The 19242-nt window shown below is 44.9% G+C and carries 18 protein-coding genes and 1 pseudogene; 5 read left to right on the top strand and 14 right to left on the bottom strand.

Features of this window, described 5'->3' with window-relative positions; genetic code table 11:
• The first annotated feature begins 5 nt into the window (after positions 1 to 5).
• Positions 6 to 464: a tellurite resistance TerB family protein gene (locus L4D06_RS08190; protein ID WP_274162514.1), complete on the top strand. Its 459-nt coding sequence runs from the start codon at positions 6 to 8 to the stop codon at positions 462 to 464.
• A 75-nt stretch (positions 465 to 539) separates the two neighbouring features.
• On the opposite strand, the gene btuD is transcribed toward L4D06_RS08190, so the two are convergent.
• From btuD to pheS, 6 genes are all read right to left on the bottom strand, one after another.
• Complete coding sequence (gene btuD, locus L4D06_RS08185) at positions 540 to 1295, bottom strand: vitamin B12 ABC transporter ATP-binding protein BtuD (RefSeq protein WP_429738750.1); 756 nt, start codon at positions 1293 to 1295, stop codon at positions 540 to 542.
• Positions 1292 to 2278, bottom strand: coding sequence for a vitamin B12 ABC transporter permease BtuC (btuC, locus tag L4D06_RS08180; RefSeq protein WP_429738748.1), 987 nt, complete (start codon positions 2276 to 2278; stop codon positions 1292 to 1294). The genes btuD and btuC overlap by 4 nt, the downstream gene beginning before the upstream one ends.
• A gap of 63 nt (positions 2279 to 2341) precedes the next feature.
• Positions 2342 to 3397 carry a succinylglutamate desuccinylase gene (locus L4D06_RS08175; RefSeq protein WP_429738746.1) on the bottom strand — a complete coding sequence of 352 codons (1056 nt, stop codon included), beginning with the start codon at positions 3395 to 3397 and terminating at the stop codon, positions 2342 to 2344.
• Positions 3398 to 3647: 250 nt separating this feature from the next.
• Positions 3648 to 3944, bottom strand: coding sequence for an integration host factor subunit alpha (gene ihfA / locus L4D06_RS08170; RefSeq protein WP_016962084.1), 297 nt, complete (start codon positions 3942 to 3944; stop codon positions 3648 to 3650).
• A 411-nt stretch (positions 3945 to 4355) separates the two neighbouring features.
• Positions 4356 to 6743, bottom strand: coding sequence for a phenylalanine--tRNA ligase subunit beta (gene pheT, locus L4D06_RS08165; protein ID WP_429738744.1), 2388 nt, complete (start codon positions 6741 to 6743; stop codon positions 4356 to 4358).
• Between the two features lie 19 nt (positions 6744 to 6762).
• On the bottom strand, positions 6763 to 7746 hold the full coding sequence (gene pheS, locus L4D06_RS08160) for a phenylalanine--tRNA ligase subunit alpha (protein ID WP_028025509.1): 984 nt from the start codon (positions 7744 to 7746) through the stop codon (positions 6763 to 6765).
• Positions 7747 to 8232: 486 nt separating this feature from the next.
• On the opposite strand from pheS, the gene L4D06_RS08155 reads away from it, so the two are divergent.
• Complete coding sequence (locus tag L4D06_RS08155) at positions 8233 to 9594, top strand: polysaccharide deacetylase family protein (RefSeq protein WP_429738742.1); 1362 nt, start codon at positions 8233 to 8235, stop codon at positions 9592 to 9594.
• Between the two features lie 77 nt (positions 9595 to 9671).
• Here L4D06_RS08155 and rplT read toward each other — a convergent pair whose 3' ends face one another.
• The 7 genes from rplT to L4D06_RS08120 all read right to left on the bottom strand — a co-directional run bounded on the left by rplT (position 9672) and on the right by L4D06_RS08120 (position 14465).
• Positions 9672 to 10025: a 50S ribosomal protein L20 gene (gene rplT / locus L4D06_RS08150; protein ID WP_016962081.1), complete on the bottom strand. Its 354-nt coding sequence runs from the start codon at positions 10023 to 10025 to the stop codon at positions 9672 to 9674.
• A 41-nt stretch (positions 10026 to 10066) separates the two neighbouring features.
• Positions 10067 to 10261: a 50S ribosomal protein L35 gene (gene rpmI, locus L4D06_RS08145; protein ID WP_017010327.1), complete on the bottom strand. Its 195-nt coding sequence runs from the start codon at positions 10259 to 10261 to the stop codon at positions 10067 to 10069.
• 103 nt (positions 10262 to 10364) lie between these two features.
• Complete coding sequence (infC, locus tag L4D06_RS08140; RefSeq protein ID WP_081796374.1) at positions 10365 to 10910, bottom strand: translation initiation factor IF-3; 546 nt, start codon at positions 10908 to 10910, stop codon at positions 10365 to 10367.
• Positions 10911 to 10913: 3 nt separating this feature from the next.
• Positions 10914 to 12842, bottom strand: a complete 1929-nt coding sequence (gene thrS / locus L4D06_RS08135) for a threonine--tRNA ligase (RefSeq protein WP_429738739.1) — start codon at positions 12840 to 12842, stop codon at positions 10914 to 10916.
• Between the two features lie 598 nt (positions 12843 to 13440).
• Positions 13441 to 13875: a DUF6392 family protein gene (locus L4D06_RS08130; RefSeq protein WP_429738737.1), complete on the bottom strand. Its 435-nt coding sequence runs from the start codon at positions 13873 to 13875 to the stop codon at positions 13441 to 13443.
• 61 nt (positions 13876 to 13936) lie between these two features.
• Entirely contained in the window at positions 13937 to 14182 is a 246-nt protein-coding gene (locus L4D06_RS08125) for a hypothetical protein (RefSeq protein ID WP_429738735.1), read from the bottom strand.
• A 4-nt stretch (positions 14183 to 14186) separates the two neighbouring features.
• Positions 14187 to 14465 carry an ankyrin repeat domain-containing protein gene (locus L4D06_RS08120; RefSeq protein WP_429738734.1) on the bottom strand — a complete coding sequence of 93 codons (279 nt, stop codon included), beginning with the start codon at positions 14463 to 14465 and terminating at the stop codon, positions 14187 to 14189.
• A 1090-nt stretch (positions 14466 to 15555) separates the two neighbouring features.
• On the opposite strand from L4D06_RS08120, the gene L4D06_RS08115 reads away from it, so the two are divergent.
• Both L4D06_RS08115 and L4D06_RS08110 read left to right on the top strand, forming a co-directional pair.
• Positions 15556 to 16131 carry a hypothetical protein gene (locus L4D06_RS08115; RefSeq protein ID WP_429738733.1) on the top strand — a complete coding sequence of 192 codons (576 nt, stop codon included), beginning with the start codon at positions 15556 to 15558 and terminating at the stop codon, positions 16129 to 16131.
• Positions 16132 to 16350: 219 nt separating this feature from the next.
• Positions 16351 to 16953, top strand: a complete 603-nt coding sequence (locus tag L4D06_RS08110) for a hypothetical protein (RefSeq protein WP_429738731.1) — start codon at positions 16351 to 16353, stop codon at positions 16951 to 16953.
• 219 nt (positions 16954 to 17172) lie between these two features.
• On the opposite strand, the pseudogene umuD reads toward L4D06_RS08110, so the two are convergent.
• Positions 17173 to 17581, bottom strand: a pseudogene (umuD, locus tag L4D06_RS08105) (translesion error-prone DNA polymerase V autoproteolytic subunit).
• Positions 17582 to 18510: 929 nt separating this feature from the next.
• Here umuD and L4D06_RS08100 point away from each other — a divergent pair.
• Complete coding sequence (locus L4D06_RS08100; RefSeq protein WP_429738729.1) at positions 18511 to 19080, top strand: hypothetical protein; 570 nt, start codon at positions 18511 to 18513, stop codon at positions 19078 to 19080.
• The last annotated feature ends 162 nt before the right edge of the window (positions 19081 to 19242 follow it).

Genomic DNA, 19242 nt, shown 5'->3' with positions numbered 1-19242 from the left:
CCATCATGTTTTCAAAATTGTCATCAATTCTTAGAGAAGTGTTCACCGAGGAAGGTGGAAGTGTCGCATCTAATGAGAACCGATATCAACGAGCGATGGCGGGCTTACTGTGTGAGGTGGCTGACGCAGACAACGAGCTTGACCCTCGTGAAGAAGCGGCGAAAACACGCCTCTTAGCTGCCCTGCTGAACATAGATGAAACCGCCGCGTCTGCATTAGTTAACGACGCAAAAGTCGATAGCTCTAATTCAGTTTCGCTCTACGACTACACCGATAAGTTGCGACAGCTGGAACAGCCACAACGATTTGACTTGATAAAAGCAATGTGGGGAGTCGCGTACGCAGATGGAAAGCTGGATCCATTGGAAGATTCAGTGATCCGCAAAACTGCCGAATTACTTTATCTGGATCACGCAATGTTCATCAAAGCGAAGCTCGAAGCGCAAGCAGACAGCAATTTTTGATTTCATTGTTATCTCGATAACACCGAGGTCGAGCCTTCTTACTATCGCCATGTGCGATAGTAAGACGTGCGCCAACTAAGTATTAAGTAACAGTAATTGCCCATCCACTTCCACTCGGCGTAATCGAGTACCAAAGACGGACTCCAGTGTATCAACATGCATTACGTCTTTGGGTTCACCTTGGGCAACTAGATGCCCATTTTTCAACAGCATCACCCTATCCGCATCACTCAATGTACGATTGATGTCGTGATTAGACATCACAACAGCGATACCTCGGTCTGCGATCCGCCTGACCATCTTGTACATCACACTCTGCTGAGCAATATCCAGAGCACTTGCTGGCTCATCAAGAATGAGGAGTTTCCCATCAGGATTAATGTCCGGCCAAATCTGTAAACACACGCCCGCCAACCTCACTCGCTGCCACTCTCCACCAGAAAGTTGCTCTGTATTTCGATTGAGCTTGTCTTCAATCCCCAAGGTTGAGCATATGTCTTTAACCGCTTTATCTCGCGTTTCAATACTGGTTACCGCCAAGGCAGAAAGACTCAAGCTAAGGTATTGGTAAACACCAATGGCAAAAGCTGGTTTCTGTTGCTGGCTCAAGTAGGCACGTTGTCTAGCCAGCGTTTTACTGTCTATGTTGTCTAATGAGATATCATTCAAAAAGACATCACCTTGCCCTTCCGTTAATCCAGACAACAACTCCAGCAACGTACTTTTCCCACTGCCATTGGCACCCAACAAATGGACGATTTCACCTTGTTTAACTGAAAAACTTAATGGCAACAAACGAGTGCCTAAGGCGATATCTTTAACGTCAATCATACGCGCCTCAATAACATCCAGATAAACAACGGCGCACCAAGTGACGTTGTCACTGCGCCAACAGGCAGTTCAGCTTCAGAAATCGCCATACGCCCTATGGTGTCAGCGACCAAAAGCAATGAAGCCCCCGCAAGCGCTGAAAGAGGTAATAGAAATTTGTTTTCGGTTCCTAGCCATAACCTGAGGAAATGTGGAACCACAAGCCCGACAAAACCTATCACGCCAGCCATGGCAACTGATGCACCGACTAGAATGCTCACCATCAAAATAAGTTGCCAGCGCAAAGTTTGAGTATTCAAGCCTAGTTGTTTCGCTGGGGTTTCACCCAGCATCATCAAATCCAAGTTGTGCCCTTGTGTACAAAGCCAAAGCACAGCAGGAATAACAACAACAGCAAGGGTGAGTTGCGCCCAATGCACACCAGACAAGCTGCCCATTAGCCAATATAAAAGCTGACGAAGGTTAAGATCTGAGCTGAAGTAAAAAGCCCACGTCACAATAGCGCCTGACAAGATCCCTAACGCTACACCTATCAATAGCAAACGAGCTGTCGACATGGTGCGTTTTCTGGCTAGCCAAACCAATATGCCAGTGAAAGACAGCGCCCCTAGCATAGCCGCTGACATCAAGCCATATTGGCTAGCCATAGCTGGAAAGAAAAACATCACGAGTACAAGCGCAAGGCTTGCTCCACCGGAAATTCCCAGAACTCCCGGTTCGGCAAGTGGGTTACCGAGTAACACCTGCAGTACTGCGCCAGAAACAGCCAATGAAGCGCCAATCAAAATAGCGGCAATAACCCTAGGAACACGGAGTTCTATCAATAATTGCTGCGCTAAAGCAGATTCAGCATGAAATGGGAAAATCCAGATTTCACCCGCCGACAATGAGAGAAGCGCGCAGGCGATAAGAAGCACAAAAGCAGTGACAAGCGCGATATGCCAACGACGAGTATGTCGCTCAACAAGTTCAAGTAAATGCATGGTTTTAAGGCTTAAACATCAATAGCCGCCAACCATACAGAGAACCTTGAAAAATGAAAAGCCTTAACTGATTGCATAAGGCCCCGGCTCATTATTCACATTCACGAAAAGTGGCTGAGATTCATCCGGAGTGAAAGGTTGAACTAGCAAACATGCTCGCTGACCAATCGCGACGTTTGCATTAGGAAATACCGCGGCTTCCCCTCCTTTAATCGCTTTATATTCTGTTCCGTTTTCTTCGGCAAGACACTCCCCCTCTTCAAAAAAAGTAAAATTAGCAGCGTCGTTGCTAAAAGCCAGAGAGAAAGCTTCGTCCGTTTTGGTGATAGTGCGAGTGACTTTGTAAATCTCAAGTGCTGGCTTATTCTGACTCGCTGGCAACTCACTCTTCGTTAAGCTCGCCACTAGCGCTTCTTTAAGTGCAGCAAACTCTTCCATATTGTTTTGATACAGCGGTGCGACTCGTCCCATTTCAAACGTTGCAGCTAGCGCCCCAAAGTGCTCTGCACTCCACCAACTAAACGTCGAAGACGGTGAACGACTGAGCAGCATGGCATCCATGTCTGCGCCGCTTAGAAAGTGAATCAAAGGGCGAACATCGGTGGCATGACTCGAAGCGGGTACAACAGCAAACATATAGTGTTTGGATTCACGGATCGCGCTGTGAAGATCAAAATGCCATTTGCCAATGTATGCTTCGCAAGATGTAAAGAATTGACCAACATGATGCTGTAGACGATTCGCCAACCGACACTCTTTGTTTCTTTCCGGGTTCACACCCGCGAATAGCCGATTGAGGTTTTCTTCAATAAAGCGGGTATGTGCATGTATGGCATCTGGGTGCGCAATGATAAATAGCGTGCGTGCCTTCGGCACCCACTCTTCGTTAAGTATTTCGTTCACCAATTGATTCACCAGCTCAATCGGCGCTGTTTCGTCTCCGTGTATACCAGAGGAGAGCACAATAGCGTGATCTGCACTTGGCGGTACGAACTCTAAAACGCCAATATCATGATGAATAACATCAGTACCATTGAAAAGTTGGAAGGTTTTTGGATTGAATTGTTCAGGCGGAAATAAGGTTTGCTCGAGAAAGCCCTCAGAGAGGTAAGTGTCCATTTTCATACGTCCCTAACTATATTATTTTTCGTATCTCAGCACTTACTATACCCAAACGATCACAGGATTCATGTTTACGGCATGGAATGACGCCAGATTTGAGAGATTGAAAGGCATACGTACGATTTTCAAGCAATAAAAAACCGCAGCTAAAAGCCACGGTTTCATATCAGGTTTGTCACTGTAAGTGAGAATTCAACGAGGATAAGTCTAAGAAACAGACGGCAACTCAAGAAGTCCTCGTCGACAATTACTTGTCGATTTTAGCGTTTTCTACGCGTGCTTTCAGTTTCTGTCCTGGTCTAAATGTCACGACTCTACGAGCAGTGATTGGAATATCTTCACCCGTTTTTGGGTTACGGCCTGGTCGTTCGTTCTTTTCGCGAAGATCGAAGTTACCAAAACCAGACAGCTTGACTTGCTCGCCACCTTCGAGAGCTTTTCGAACTTCTTCGAAAAAGGCTTCAACGGTGTCCTTGGCGTCCCGCTTGCTCATCCCGACATTTTCAAACAGGTTCTCAGCCAAATCGGCCTTAGTGAGCGCCATAGGTCATTCCCTCAAGAAATGTTAAACATAAATGAGATACTCTGTATCTACACTACCAATTGCACTGCATTGGAAATATTCACTTGCTCCTCTGTCGGGCAGCATATTCCGCATCAGTAACTTACGAATAGTGTAAGCCAACTGGCTGATTTGCGCCAACTTTTTTCCATATCATTATTTAGAACAGTGCTCTGTTTATGAGGATTTCATTCTTGAGTCATGCATAAAAAATGAGACACAGACTTCACAATTATTCGTTTAGATGATGTTTTTATTCATTTTTTAATCCATTGCAAACCATCATTTATCAATGGTTCGATAAAACATAGGTTTATCAAAACGATAGGTGTTAGAACTTTTGGACATAAAAAAAAGCAGCCCGAGGGCTGCTTTTTATTGATGATTTTGGCATTAATCGCGTAGATGTGCGCCAAAATGCTCGCCGAGTGTTGCAACAACTGCTGCAACTGCCTCAGAAATATCACTTTCTTCTAAGGTGCGCTCTGTCGACTGAAGGGTGAGAGCAATCGCTAGGCTCTTCTTACCTTCTTCAACACCCTTGCCTTTGTAAAGGTCGAACAATTTAGAAGCCGTGATTAGCGTGTTGTCTGTTTTCAAACATGCACGAACAACAGCTTCTGACTCTACTTCCTCAGCAACGATCACCGCGATATCACGACGGTTTGCTGGGAATTTAGAAATAGCCACGGCTTCAGGGATCACACGTTGGTTGATTGCAGCCCATTCGATTTCAAACACAATCGTACGGCCGTTCAGGCCAAACTTGCGCTCTAGTTCTGGGTGGACTGTACCAATGTGACCAATGATTTTACCGTCTACTTCAATAGCAGCGCTTTGACCTGGGTGCAGTGCTGGGTGCTTAGACGCTTTGAAGCTATACGCTAGCTCATTAGCCGTCAGTTCAAGAACCGCTTCTAAATCGCCTTTTAAGTCAAAGAAGTCAACCGTGTTAGTTGCGATGTCCCAGTGCTCTTCAGAACGCGCACCGGCAATCAGACCAGCCAACATCATTTCCTGACGCATGCCATTTTCAGCAGATGCTTCAGGAATAAAACGCAGACCCGCTTCAAACAAGCGAACACGAGGTTGCTGACGTTTCTGATTGTAAACAACCGTGTTAAGTAGACCGGTCCACAGGCTCAAACGCATTGCTGACATATCAGCAGAGATTGGGTGTGGCAGAATCAATGGCTCAACGTCTGGCACGATCAGCGCTTGCTGAGCTGGCTCAACAAAGCTGTACGTGATGGCTTCGTGATAACCACGGTCAACCAACAGATCACGAACGCGTTTCAGAGGCTGGTTAGCTTCTTTATACTCATTCATGGTCAGGTGAGCTTGAGGCGCTTGGTTCGGAATGTTGTCGTAACCGAAAATACGACCGACTTCTTCTACCAAATCTTCTTCGATAGCCATGTCAAAACGCCACGAAGGTGCTTTCGCTGTCCAGCCCGCTTCTGTAGTTTCGACTTCACAACCAAGACGCGTCAGAATTTCAACCACATCATCACAAGAGATAGCGTGACCTAGAAGACGGTCCAGCTTAGTGCGTCGTAGTGCAATGGTTTTCGCTTTTGGCAGATTCTCTTCAGACTCTTGACCAACGATTTCACCCGCTTCACCACCACAGATTTCAATCAGTAGTTGGGTTGCACGTTCCATAGCGTGGTACTGAAGGTTTGAATCAACACCACGTTCAAAACGGTGTGAAGAGTCAGTGTGCAAACCATAGCTACGTGCACGACCACGGATTGCATCAGGGGCAAAGAATGCAGCTTCAAGCAATACGTCAGTGGTTTCGCCAGTCACACCAGAGAACTCACCACCAAAGATACCCGCGATAGCCAGTGCTTTGTTGTGATCTGCAATAACAAGCGTGTTGTCATTCAGCTCTGCTTCATTACCGTCAAGAAGAACCAGTTTCTCGCCCTGCTTCGCCATACGCGCAACGATGCCACCTTCAACCTTTGATAGGTCGAATGCATGCATTGGTTGGCCTTGCTCAAGCATTACGTAGTTAGTGATATCTACGATTGGATCAATAGAGCGAATACCACTGCGGCGCAGTTTTTCTTGCATCCAAAGCGGAGACGTTGCTTTCACATTCACGTTGCGAACAACACGACCTAAGTAACGTGGACATGCAGTAGGCGCTTCAATAGCAACCGAAATTTTGTCGTCAATTGAAGGAGCCACGTTTTCAAATGCAGGCTCAGTCACTTCAGCGCGGTTCAATACACCCACTTCACGTGCCATGCCTTTTAGGCTCAAACAGTCAGCGCGGTTTGCAGTCAGATCAACGTCAATAGTCACATCGTTTAGTGACAAGAACTCACGGAAATCCGTACCCAGAACTGCGTCTGCAGGTAGTTCCATGATGCCGTCTGATTCTACGTTAATGCCTAGCTCGGTAAATGAACACAGCATGCCGTGAGATGGTTGACCACGTAGTTTCGCCTTTTTGATTTTAAAATCACCAGGCAGAACCGCACCAACAGTCGCAACGGCAACTTTGATACCAAGGCGACAGTTTGATGCACCACAAACGATGTCTAGTAGCTCTTCGCCACCAACATTCACTTTAGTTACACGCAATTTGTCTGCATCAGGGTGTTGACCACACTCAACAACTTCACCAACAACAACGCCAGTAAACTCGCCAGCGACAGCCTCAACATCGTCTACTTCTAGACCAGCCATCGTGATTTGGTGTGCCAGTTCTTCGCTATTTACAGCAGGACTCACCCACTCGCGAAGCCAGGATTCACTGAATTTCATTTCTCAATTACCCCAATGCTTACTTGAATTGTTTCAGGAAACGCAAATCGTTCTCGAAGAACGCACGCAGGTCATTCACGCCATAACGCAACATGGTTAGACGCTCTACACCCATACCGAAGGCAAAACCTGAGTATTTCTCTGGGTCAATGTTCACTGCGCGAAGCACGTTCGGGTGAACCATACCGCAACCCAGGATTTCCAACCATTTTCCGTCTTTACGACGAACATCCACTTCCGCTGAAGGCTCAGTGAATGGGAAGTAAGAAGGACGGAAACGCACTTCAAGATCTTCTTCAAAGAAGTTACATAGGAAGTCATGAAGGATGCCTTTAAGCTGCGCAAAGTTAACATTTTCGTCAACCAGCATACCTTCAACTTGGTGGAACATTGGCGTGTGCGTTTGGTCGTAATCATTACGGTAAACGCGGCCAGGCGCGATGAAACGCAATGGGGGCTGGTTTTCTTCCATGGTACGGATCTGAACACCTGAAGTGTGCGTACGAAGCATCAAATCTGGGTTAAAGAAGAAAGTGTCATGGTCAGTACGTGCAGGGTGATCTTCTGCAATGTTCAGCGCGTCGAAGTTATGGAATGCATCTTCGATTTCTGGGCCCGTTTTCACGTCAAAGCCGAGATCACCAAAGAAGCTTTCAATGCGTTCGATGGTGCGCGTCACTGGGTGAATACCGCCGTTCTCAATGCGACGACCAGGTAGGGTCACATCAATAGATTCCGCAGCAAGCTTCGCTTCAAGCTCTGCGCTTTCTAGCGCATTTTTGCGCTCAGAAATAGCCGCTTGTACAGCTTGCTTCGCTTTGTTGATGCTCGCGCCAGCTTCACGGCGCTCTTCAGGAGGTAATTTACCTAGAGCCTGAAGTTGCAAAGTCAGGTCGCCCTTCTTACCCAGGTACTTTACACGTACCTCATCCAGAGCCACAACAGAGTCAGCCGCTTCAATGGCTACTGTTGCGTTGGACAGAATGTCTTCTAGTTGTTGCATCGTTTCCTCATCTACCCAATCGGGCAGTGTCCTACGGTGAGTAAAATACCAATTCTCGTAACAAAATTTGGATTTGTTGCTTTTACAGCAACCGCCTAGATTTCGCTCTGAGAATTGGTATAGACGTAACGCTACATAGTAAATAAACCGCGTGACAAAGCCAAACTGAAACTGCGTTAAAGTAGGAGTCATGGACAATTCGTCATCAATTTACCGCTTTCACGAAGTAAGAATCCTGGTGCAATCGGTTAGGTGCTTGTAAATCCATCGCGACTGATCCGATTGCCAACCATGATCAAGTCATTAACGAGACCTATACCAAATCCATTTCATTCGAAAAATGTAACAAACATTCGGTTTTCAATTTAGCGTCCAAAAAATCCTATCAACTTGCTCATAACCCTCTTATTTCTATCCAAAACATCTAGGTTGTAAATGTGCGCCGTTCTAGCACGTAATCGCTGCAATACTAATAAGGTTATAAAAATGAATACATTAATTCGGCGGAAAGGACATAACTTGACGCAGTTGTTTTGGATGAAAGCCATTATTACACCCTCTATACTGTTCCTCTCTCTACCATCCTATTCTGGAGATATAAGCGTGGATCCCATGCAACACTCCCCCATCCCAGCCCAAGTAACACCTATGTTTGTCAGCCTCGGCTTTGATGACAATCTCGATGTGGATGGTATGTCATGGGTCCTTCGATTACTCGGCAGTAACAAAAACCCCGATGGTGCTGATGCTTTCGCCAATTCATCGCTAAAAGCAAGTTTCTTTATGCATTGTGGGCCTGCACGTGGGAATGATGATGTACTAACCAAATGGCGACAAGCGCACTCAGAAGGCCATGACATAGGCAACCACACCGAGACTCACCCTGATGACAAGGTGAACTGGAACCCACTAGAAAGTTGGATGACTATAGAGCAGTGGCAGCAGGAAATAACACAGTGTAACGAACTGTTGATGGCATCAGAAGCGCAAGGCGGTGTTGGCCTGGCAAGCGTCAGTGGCTATCGAGCCCCCTTCCTAACCTATAACGACAATACGTTTAGAGCGCTTTCCGACAATCATATCCAATATGATGTGAGCCTACCTGCAGGAAACACACCTGAGCACGACGGGACTAACAATTATTGGCCATATACACTGCATAACGGAAGCCCAGAGCACGATATTGGCGTGAACAATGGCTGGAAACCCCCTCTCTCAAACTACCCTAACCTTTGGGAAATCCCGCTACATACCTTAATTGTGCCACCTGACAATGAAATGGATCGCTACGGATTAGCCTATTCATTGCGCGACAAAATCGCTTCTCGCGTTCCTTGGTTTGATGCGATATCAGGAAAAGGAGATAACTTCGATTGGAATTTGTATTTTGAACCCGCATGGGGCGCCGCCGGCTTGAATGAAAATGATGTGCTTGCGATATACAAATATAATCTCGACCTGAGGTTAAGTGGAAACAAATCCCCTCTTGTACTCGGTTTGCATTCAGGATTTTACGGATACCAAAACGGACAAGAACACTTTGGCATGCCTGAGTCGACGGTCGAATCAAGACGCCGTGTGCTAGAAAAATTCACCGAATATGCTTTATCCAAGCCTGATGTAAGATTTGTTAGCCACAAGCAGCTAGTCGATTGGATGGAGGAACCTGAACCCCTCACTCTATGCTCTTCGTCAGAGTGGGATGCCCATAAAGCCTACAAAAAAGGTGACGGCGTCACATACATGGGTGAGCAATATCAAGCAGCTTGGTGGACAATGCAGCAGATCCCTGGGTTATACGAAAACTCCCCATGGAAATCACTCGATGCTTGCACGCCAGAACAATAATCAAACAGTTGGTGAAAATTAGACAATAAAAAAGGGGAGCCGAGGCTCCCCTTTCTTGCAAAATCTATTCTGTAAAATTACAGAGCAGCTTTCGCTTTCTCAACAAGTACAGAGAAAGTAGCTTTGTCGAATACAGCGATATCAGCAAGGATCTTACGATCGATTTCGATAGACGCTTTCTTCAGACCGTTGATGAAACGGCTGTAAGACATACCATTCTGACGAGCCGCAGCATTGATACGTGCAATCCATAGTTGACGGAATTGACGTTTCTTCTGACGACGGTCACGGTAAGCGTATTGACCAGCTTTGGTAACTGCTTGGAAAGCTACGCGGTAAACACGTGAACGTGCACCGTAGTAACCTTTAGCTTGTTTTAGAACTTTCTTGTGACGTGCACGAGCTTGTACACCACGTTTTACGCGAGCCATGGACTCTCTCCTAAACTAAATCGTTAATAAACTAAGAAAAATTATGCGTATGGAAGCATACGAACAACTGCTGCTACTTCGCACTTAGGCAAAATCGCGTTTGGACGCAGTTGACGTTTGTTCTTAGTAGTACGCTTAGTCAGGATGTGACGTTTAGTTGCGTGCTTGAACTTGAAGCCGCCAGCAGTTTTCTTGAAACGCTTAGCTGCACCTTTGTTTGATTTCATCTTAGGCATGATGAATAACTCCGCATTGTATGCATGTTAATAACAATGTAATCCGGCGAACAAAGAGGCTATGCCAGAAGGCATAGCCTCTTATGTTACTTGTATGCCGAAATTACTTCTTTTTAGGGGCAAGAACCATGATCATTTGACGACCTTCGATTCGAGTCGGGAAGCTTTCTACCAAACAAATTTCGGCAGTGTCTTCCTTCAAACGATTCAAAACGTCAACACCGATTTCTTGGTGCGCCATTTCGCGACCACGGAATCGGATTGTAACCTTGACCTTGTTACCCTCTTCAATAAAGCGAACCAGGTTGCGTAGTTTTACCTGATAGTCGCCAATGTCGGTACCAGGTCGGAATTTGATTTCCTTAACCTGAATAACCTTTTGCTTTTTCTTCTGCTCTTTCGCAGCCTTGCTCTTTTCGAATATGAACTTACCGTAGTCCATCACACGACAGACAGGCGGCTCGGCATTAGGGCTGATTTCAACCAGATCTACTCCCGCCTCTTCAGCGACCTTAATCGCTTCCTGGAGAGTAACAACTCCAATCGCTTCACCATCAAGACCTGTCAAACGAACTTCGTCAATACCACGAATTTCATCATTCAAGCGATGAGCATTTTGTTTAACCGGGGCTTTTCTTGCGCCTTTAATACCTTATTCCTCCAAAATATTGAGCGTTCGGGTACGAACTTCGTTCTCGAGCAGAGAAACAAAATCTTCAATCTTGAATTTACCCAAATCTTTACCTTTGCGAGTACGTACTGCAATTTCGCCAGCTTCCATTTCCTGGTCGCCACAAACAAGCATGTAAGGTACGCGCTTCAAAGTATGTTCGCGGATTTTAAAGCCAATCTTCTCGTTTCTCAAGTCCGCTGATGCTCTAAATCCTGCTTTTTGCAGTTTTTTCGCTACTTCCTGAACATATTCGGCCTGATTGTCGGTGATATTCATCACAACAGCTTGCTGAGGAGCCAACCAAGTCGGGAAATGCCCTGCGTATTCTTCGATCAAAATACCGATGAAACGTTCTAGTGAACCAAGAATCGCGCGGTGGATCATCACTGGGGTGTGACGTTCGTTGTCTTCGCCAACGTACGTTGCGCCCAAACGCTCAGGCAGAGCGAAATCGAGTTGCACAGTACCACACTGCCATGCGCGATCCAAACAATCATGCAAGGTAAATTCAATCTTCGGACCGTAGAAAGCACCTTCCCCGTCCAGAATCTCAAATTTGATGCCCATAGCGTCAAGCGCTTCAGCCAACGCGGTTTCAGCACGGTCCCACATTTCATCAGAACCAACACGCTGTTCAGGACGCGTTGATAGTTTAACGACGATTTCATCAAAACCAAAGGTTTTGTAAGTGTCGTATACCATCTCAATGCACGAAGTCACTTCTTTCTGAACCTGTTCAGGCGTACAGAAGATGTGTGCATCATCTTGAGTGAAACCACGAACGCGCATCAGACCGTGCAGTGCGCCTGATGGCTCGTTACGGTGACAACTACCAAACTCTGCCATACGCAATGGCAGATCACGGTAAGATTTCAAACCTTGGTTGAAAATCTGAACGTGACCAGGACAGTTCATTGGCTTCAGTGCATATTCACGGCTCTCAGACTGAGTTGTGAACATGTAATCAGCATATTTTTCCCAGTGACCTGAACGTTCCCAAAGAACGCGATCCATGATCAGTGGGCCTTTCACTTCTTGGTAATCGTATTCAGTCAGTTTTTCACGGATGAATACTTCCAGTTCGCGGAAAACAGTCCAACCATTGTGGTGCCAGAACACCATACCCGGCGCTTCTTGCTGCATGTGGTACAGATCAAGTTGCTTACCCAGTTTACGGTGGTCACGCTTCGCTGCTTCTTCAAGACGAACAAGGTGCGCTTTTAGTTCTTTCTTATCGTAAAACGCTGTGCCGTAGATACGTTGCAGCATTTTATTGTCACTGTTACCGCGCCAGTAGGCACCAGCAACATTCAGAATCTTGAAGTTTTGGCAGAAGCTCATGTTCGGCACGTGCGGACCGCGGCACATGTCGATGTATTCTTCATGGTGGTAAAGACCTGGGCGATCGTCACGAGAAACGTTTTCGTCCAAGATTTCAATTTTGTAAGACTCGCCACGTGATTCAAACGTATCACGTGCTTCTTGCCAGCTAACATTCTTCTTAACTACGCCATATTTGGTTTTCGCCAAATCCTTCATACGTTTTTCAATCGCATCAAGGTCTTCTTGGGTCAATGAACGATCCAAGTCGATGTCGTAATAGAATCCACTGTCGATGGTAGGGCCGATCGCCATTTTAGCATCAGGGAACAGTTGCTTGATCGCATGACCTAGCAAGTGCGCACAAGAGTGACGGATGATTTCTAGACCGTCAGCGTCTTTTGCAGTGATGATTTCAAGTTTTGCGTCGTTTTCAATAAGGTCACATGCATCAACACGTTGACCATCAACACGACCAGCAATACAGGCTTTGGCGAGACCAGGGCCGATGTCAAAAGCAACATCGTACGTCGACACAGGGTTGTCGAATGAACGCTGGCTACCATCAGGAAGAGTAATTACAGGCATTTTATTGTCCTATTTACAGTGGTGTTACACACGCAGTAACACTTGTTGAATTTATTTCTTATTAATAACAATACGTTAAAAACAAGGAGATTATAGGGCGGCTTAGTGAACGCGTCTTTTTGGTACAAATCAAAATGGACGCGCTAAAACCGGAGTGGAATTGTAACCGTGTGGCAGAATAACGCAACTAATCTGACTTGGTGAGTCGTGCTACTTCGGTTCCCTCACTGTCATACACACGGGCATAACGTACCCACGAAATATGCATCAAGCGAGTCATCACACACAATCGGATATTGATCGTTGTATGTTCCGACCTGCACCGTGATTTATGTGTCGCCATTGGGTATCGTTTTAATGGACGTCATGCCTTATACACGTCCGGCGGACTGAATCGGTTTTGGGTGAACGCTTGCCCAGTCGATAAGCCATGGCTCTCACTGCTCAAAATTCAAGTACAAAAAAACCGCGCAGTGGCGGGTTAGATTGGGCAATACAAAACCTCAGCCCGTTTAATGGTCGAAGTTATGCATTATTAGGAGAAAACAACGCGGTGCGACTCTCAACACTGCATCAGCTTATGCTTTTAAACAGAACACTAGCCGCAAGAAGGTTGCTCATAACGGAGCTGACTAACGTTCTCTGATTCTGGGTCATACACCACTAGGACAGTGTCGCCACTGACGTTGAATCTTTCCCAAGCACCAACCAACCCTAGTACTGGTACCTTTTTTGCTGGCATAGCTGCTGTTGGTTGACCCAGTAAATCCGTCACTTCATTCGATTTCATGTTTACCGTTATTCCCAGCGGTAATGCGCCAACCTGATTTGGTTTAACTTCAATACCAATGAGCGTGTTTGTTGGTCGATCGAAGACAAACGAAACATTGTTGGATTTAGACGTCACGAAAAACGTATCGAAAGCAGGATCAACATCACGTGGCACGTTTCCACCACTTAAAGAGGTAAAGTGAGCCTGCTTCATGAGTTGGTTGTACGTTTGACCTATCATCTTTCCATATTCCGTACTCATCAATACAATCCGTTGTCTTTGTGTATATTTATGTGTTTTTTTGCTTCGGCGAATTCTGAACTTAAGCATCATTAATGGCGTAATCAATAATCCGCTGGCAGTCTATATTTCCAATGTCTTCAAGCAATTGATTGACGATAAATACTTCCAAGAAGTATTCCATATTTTCCGCTCCATCAGGAACGCTCCCGTCATCTGGTTCGTAATCGACAAATGCAGGAGAATCCTCTAGCCAGGGCGTCTTGGCGTAGATAGTCATATCTGCATCTATACTGGCAATATTTTTAATAACGTCAGATAAAGTCATTCTTTTACTCACGATTCACCAACAACTCTGGTATCTCCGGTGGCATATAAGCCAATATCGAAACTGAATTCCTATAAGAGTTGCCACCTTCGGGGTTAATATCGGGATCAGCGCCAGCTTCGAGTAACGTTGCAACAATTTCCGTGGAATACGGCTTACTGTCAAACACCATACTGAGCGCTGATGTTCCACGTACACTTTGATGATTAATAAGTGACTTTGCACCATTATCTAAAAGCAGCTTGATGGCCGGAATATTCCGTTGCCTTACCGCATAAATCAAGTGTCCCGTTGCGAGAATCTTCCTGCGCTCCTCAAAGACGGTAGCCTGGTCTATTTTCCTTTTGGCGGCTTTGTTGAGCGGAAGTCGCTGTCGAACGCACAATTCGTCAAGATGGCAAACATTATTGGGTTTTCCCCAGTGAGGGAGAATCAGGTCCCTGGCAGGATATTGCGATAGGAAGCAAGCTTCTGAGTGTGTATCGAATCGGTTGTTATTACATAGTCTTGGACAACAACAGCATCGTGAAGGTCTGAGCTCTACAAATTTCGCACTCTATACTGACCTCTACATTCTGAAAGGCCTACCCTTTCACCAAAATCAGTATTGATTTTATAAATCAGCGTATTGTCAGTGCTGAATGAACATTTTCTCTTTCACCATTCGTCAAAACGCAAATTTGCGTTTTGATACTTGCCCAAGTATTGCCCACTGAGCAACAACTCAGTTGCCTGCATTTCCCGCCCATCTCGTAATGCGCAACGCTCAACTGGTAGTGACGCATAGAATTTTGAATGATGAGAACAGTGAATAATCCTTTCTCCTTCCAATTAACGCGAAGAGAGGTTGGCTTTCCTTTACGAACAGTCTTCACAACGACGTTAGGTTATAGGATGTGACATGGAATGTAATTGGTGTAAAAGCCCAATGAGCACTGAGGCGGTGATTTGTCCTACCTGCAATCGTGAGCGTAAGGATTTTCACAACATCAAATATATGATGTATACAGCCATCGCAATTTCAATGTGCTTCTTGGGCTATGGGATCGGTTCAGGTTCGTGGCAGTCGTCTTTTTTGGGTGTTTTTGAAATCAAATACGTTTTACAAACTATCTCAGGTTGGTTGTTCCTGGCGAGTTTTGTAGCCTCACAAGTGCTGTATATAAAGGGATCTCGCATCATTAAAACATGGTGGTGGTACTAAAAAACGAACTGGTAGATTGCAGCAACTGATACCCTTCGAGCTTATTGCAATCTATTCCCCCCGATCACATTTAGCTCTACTCGTCAATTTCAACTGCAAGTCGTAACAAACGAACCGCAACATATCTTGTAATAAATACCAAAGACATACAAAAATTCCGAGGACTGTCGTGACATATAGAGACGCAATCAAACTGGTTGAAAAACGTTCGCTAGAACTGGGCCTAGATCCACAACTTGGCCTGAAAATTCCTATTGATGATGAAAAAATCACCTTGCTCCAACAGGTATGCTGCAACCACCTCATTCAAACGCTTCTTCATAGGTATCAACCTGGCGATTGGGGACAACAGTGTTTAAATATAGCAGCACAGACTTTCGCTATATTCCAGCACTGGGAGATACCATGTGAGCTAGTATTTGGCGAAGTAAACATCAATGGAACTGATGAATATGGCACGACCCTTGAGGGCTTGTTAGCAGAATATAAACATGGATACACTGAGAATGCGTTTGCTATCCACGTATGGGTAAACATTGGTAAGGACTATATCATCGACCCTACAATCTCCTCACGTATCAACAAATACTATGATCCTAACTGCCCACAAAATTTAGTTATTAACGGTACAGCCAAAACACTTGATAGAACGATGCGACTTAAGTACAAACCAATTTTGGCCGGAGTCAAATATTTAGAAAGGACCTGTGACATCCCACTCGAGTACAAGATAAGTCTTGCATAATAATGAAATCAATAGCATATTCTAATAATAGCCGCGCAGCCATTGCTCTCTTACTCTTCCATCTTAATAACACCTCAATCTCCCAGGAAAAGCCCCCCCCACTCGCAAAGCAACCAATCTGTGCAGTCACTCGTTCATTCATTATGGTAGTTTGAGTCAAAGATATTCATCAAAAATATCACTCACATATTCATTAATATCATAGCCTTGGGAAATATCATGATTGACAAGTTTGAATCGGTTTGTGTCGAACTCAAAGCCCGATATATGAAAATTTTATCTCTTTACTACCCTGCGCATGGTAGTACGGGATTTACAGAACGAAATCTTACAAACAACTTTGTATCAGCATTTGAAAAAATCTTAGGCGAATCTTGTATTTCATGGTTTGAAGCGCCTATCTGTTTAAATGATGGCAAACATCTAGATGCTGTCTTATTTTTTGAATCAACAACAATCTTGATCGAAGCTAAAAGGCTCACATCCGTCAACTCGCAGTTAGTAAGCATAGAAAAAGATATAGAAAGAATGTGCTCACCAAAAACCATTGAGCTAGTAGAAAAGAAGTTGAGACTCCAGAAAGGTGATCGAACTAGGTATGCAATTGTACTTTGCGATGTGTGGACTGAAAATAATCAAAAGGAAGCTGCTTTCAGATCTTGGCCGGAACAATTACCGGAAAATTATTTAGCTGATCTAGTTTTCAATAAGAAAATGTCTTTTAACGACTTAGACGTTGAAGGTGATTGGAAGAACAACTATAAAATCATGATAGCGACTTGCAAGGTAGGCTCAGCCAAGTCAGCTCTCTCACCGTCTTGATATTATTGGGTAACATATGAATGTTACACTCAAATAACAGGTCGAACGGTTAAAGCAAGACTACATGACCAGACTTCACCGCATAAATCTAAAGAGTGGTGGGAGTCTTGGTCTGAAGTACGCTTTGTCAAGCAAGCTGACGAATCAAATGAGAACAACACTAAGCCCAAAGCAATCAAACTCTCCGATTGGTTACGATCATAGCTAAACCCACATCAACTAACGCGAACACAGAAGCGGACTCTGACGGTGACAACGGATTGAACGGATAACTACCCCCTCTATCGTAAAGGTGCCATGTTTGGTGATAGACACTGATGAATACTTTTTCATTCGCCGACAGCATAAGACGACACGGAACATCGAGCAGCTTACAGATAAACTCCCCGTTTAAGTTCACCACAATCACATCACCGTCTCTGGCGGTAATATGACGACCAACAACCAAAATATCGCCGTCGAAAATCCCCACACCCTGCATAGACTCACCCGAGGCTTAACCAATGAATGTTGCGCTTGGATGCTCTACAAGCAATTCATCTAGACTTAAAGGAAGTTGGAGATAATCACTGGCTGGCGACTCAAAACCAGTGATACCAGCACTGGCAGATATAGGAATAACATTCATATTTAATACTGTTTACATATGCAGTATTCATCCTGCGTTTTTCGTCTCATGTGCAAGATCTAGGTTTTTGACAGAGGGACATTTGAGTAAGAGTTTAATCCTAGTCACGGCCTTAGATTGCCTCTTTTGCTGTGCATCCTTTACTCGCGTAAGCTGTCCTCCATGAACAACAATACAAACTTGAGCACCGAATGAATGACAAGCCAATAGACATAAAGTGCCCTGATTGTGGTGAGCTATCTAAATTCGAAGAACCGTTTAAGTTCTTATCGAGCCGGAAGATTCACCCTGATGAGACAAGACCGGTTCATAGATGGGGCAGCTGGAGAGTTCTCGAAAGGTTTCCTTCTAAAATAAGCTGGAAGCCTCCATCAGGCTCCAGCCAGTTTCTAAGAAGTGGCGGTGACTCAGGTTATGCCGGTTACCCACTGCTTACGAATGGTTTAGTTCTATGTTCTCATTGCCACTCAAATAGAAAGCATAAATTGAACTGGCCAATTGATGCATATTGGCAATGGGAAATCCGAGGTAAATTGCTGTGGGCATGGGACAAAGAGCACGCAGAGGCGATTCTGAATTACATCAAGCAAACGTCTCGGCCAACGCGTCGCTCTTATTGCCTTAGATACATCCCCTCACACTTTCTTTCAGCCAAAGTGAGGGAATTGGTCGTTCAAAGAATTGAGCGAAGTTTTAATTGTTAATACCAATACCAATCAAACCCTCTCACCGTGCAACCATCTAATTTTCTTGAATAAAACCTCCCCACCCGCACCGTAAACACGATCTAAATCATGCCTACCCTTATGCACTTCATGATAAATTCTCGCCGTCAAACTTAGACAGTAATGACATATCGAATGCCGAAAGTGTCTGGATTCCTTTGCGCAGTAGATCTCATTCACATTTTAATACAGGAAAGAAGTCATATGAGTACTGAAAGTCCCAAGCAATTAATTACTGCTCCAATCGCATCAATCATCATCACCATAACAATTTGTGTTACTGCATTGTTTGCGATGGGCTCTTTTGAGCAGCCAAAACAAGATTACGCAACTGTTAACTTTGATGGTGGTTACAAGAAAATTGGTGTAATTAGTGAGCAACGAACCTTTTCTGAAGCCGAAGTTATACTTAATGACAAAATCCTTTGGTCAGGTACTTTGAGTTACGTAGCCGACAAAATTAAGGAAAGCATGGCATCCGAAAAGAACCCTGAAAATGTCACTTGGAAAACAGGAGTTGCTTTAAACGGAACAGCCGGAATCTCATGGGTTGGCAGTGAAAGTTCGTTCAAACTTACTACCGAGACAATCAATCTATTATCAACAGAGGATTCGCCACTGGTAGCGCAGCAAGTAATTGAGCAACTTTTGGCTTTAGACAGAAAGATTAAAGATGAAAATGAGGTAAGTGCAAGCCAAGCTTTGACGCTTTCAGAGCCCCCTAGCGCCTCATTTACTTTTACCAAACTAATTACTGCATTGAGAGATATGTAGTCGGAAGCTTTGACCACTAGAATAAAGTGTCGCGCAGCCGACACTTTATTCGCTCTACTCTCTTCAGATTAACTGAGAGTCATCGCTTCTCACGCTTTTTGAAAAGCACCTGCACCCTCTCCCCCCCCCTAAACAGCTCTCATATCACAACCGCCTAATTTC

It is taken from the genome of Enterovibrio makurazakiensis (assembly GCF_050336585.1).
GTDB lineage: Bacteria > Pseudomonadota > Gammaproteobacteria > Enterobacterales > Vibrionaceae > Enterovibrio > Enterovibrio gelatinilyticus.
The sequence above is the reverse complement of the archived record's forward strand: the minus strand, read 5'-3'. Positions and strand labels throughout refer to the sequence as shown.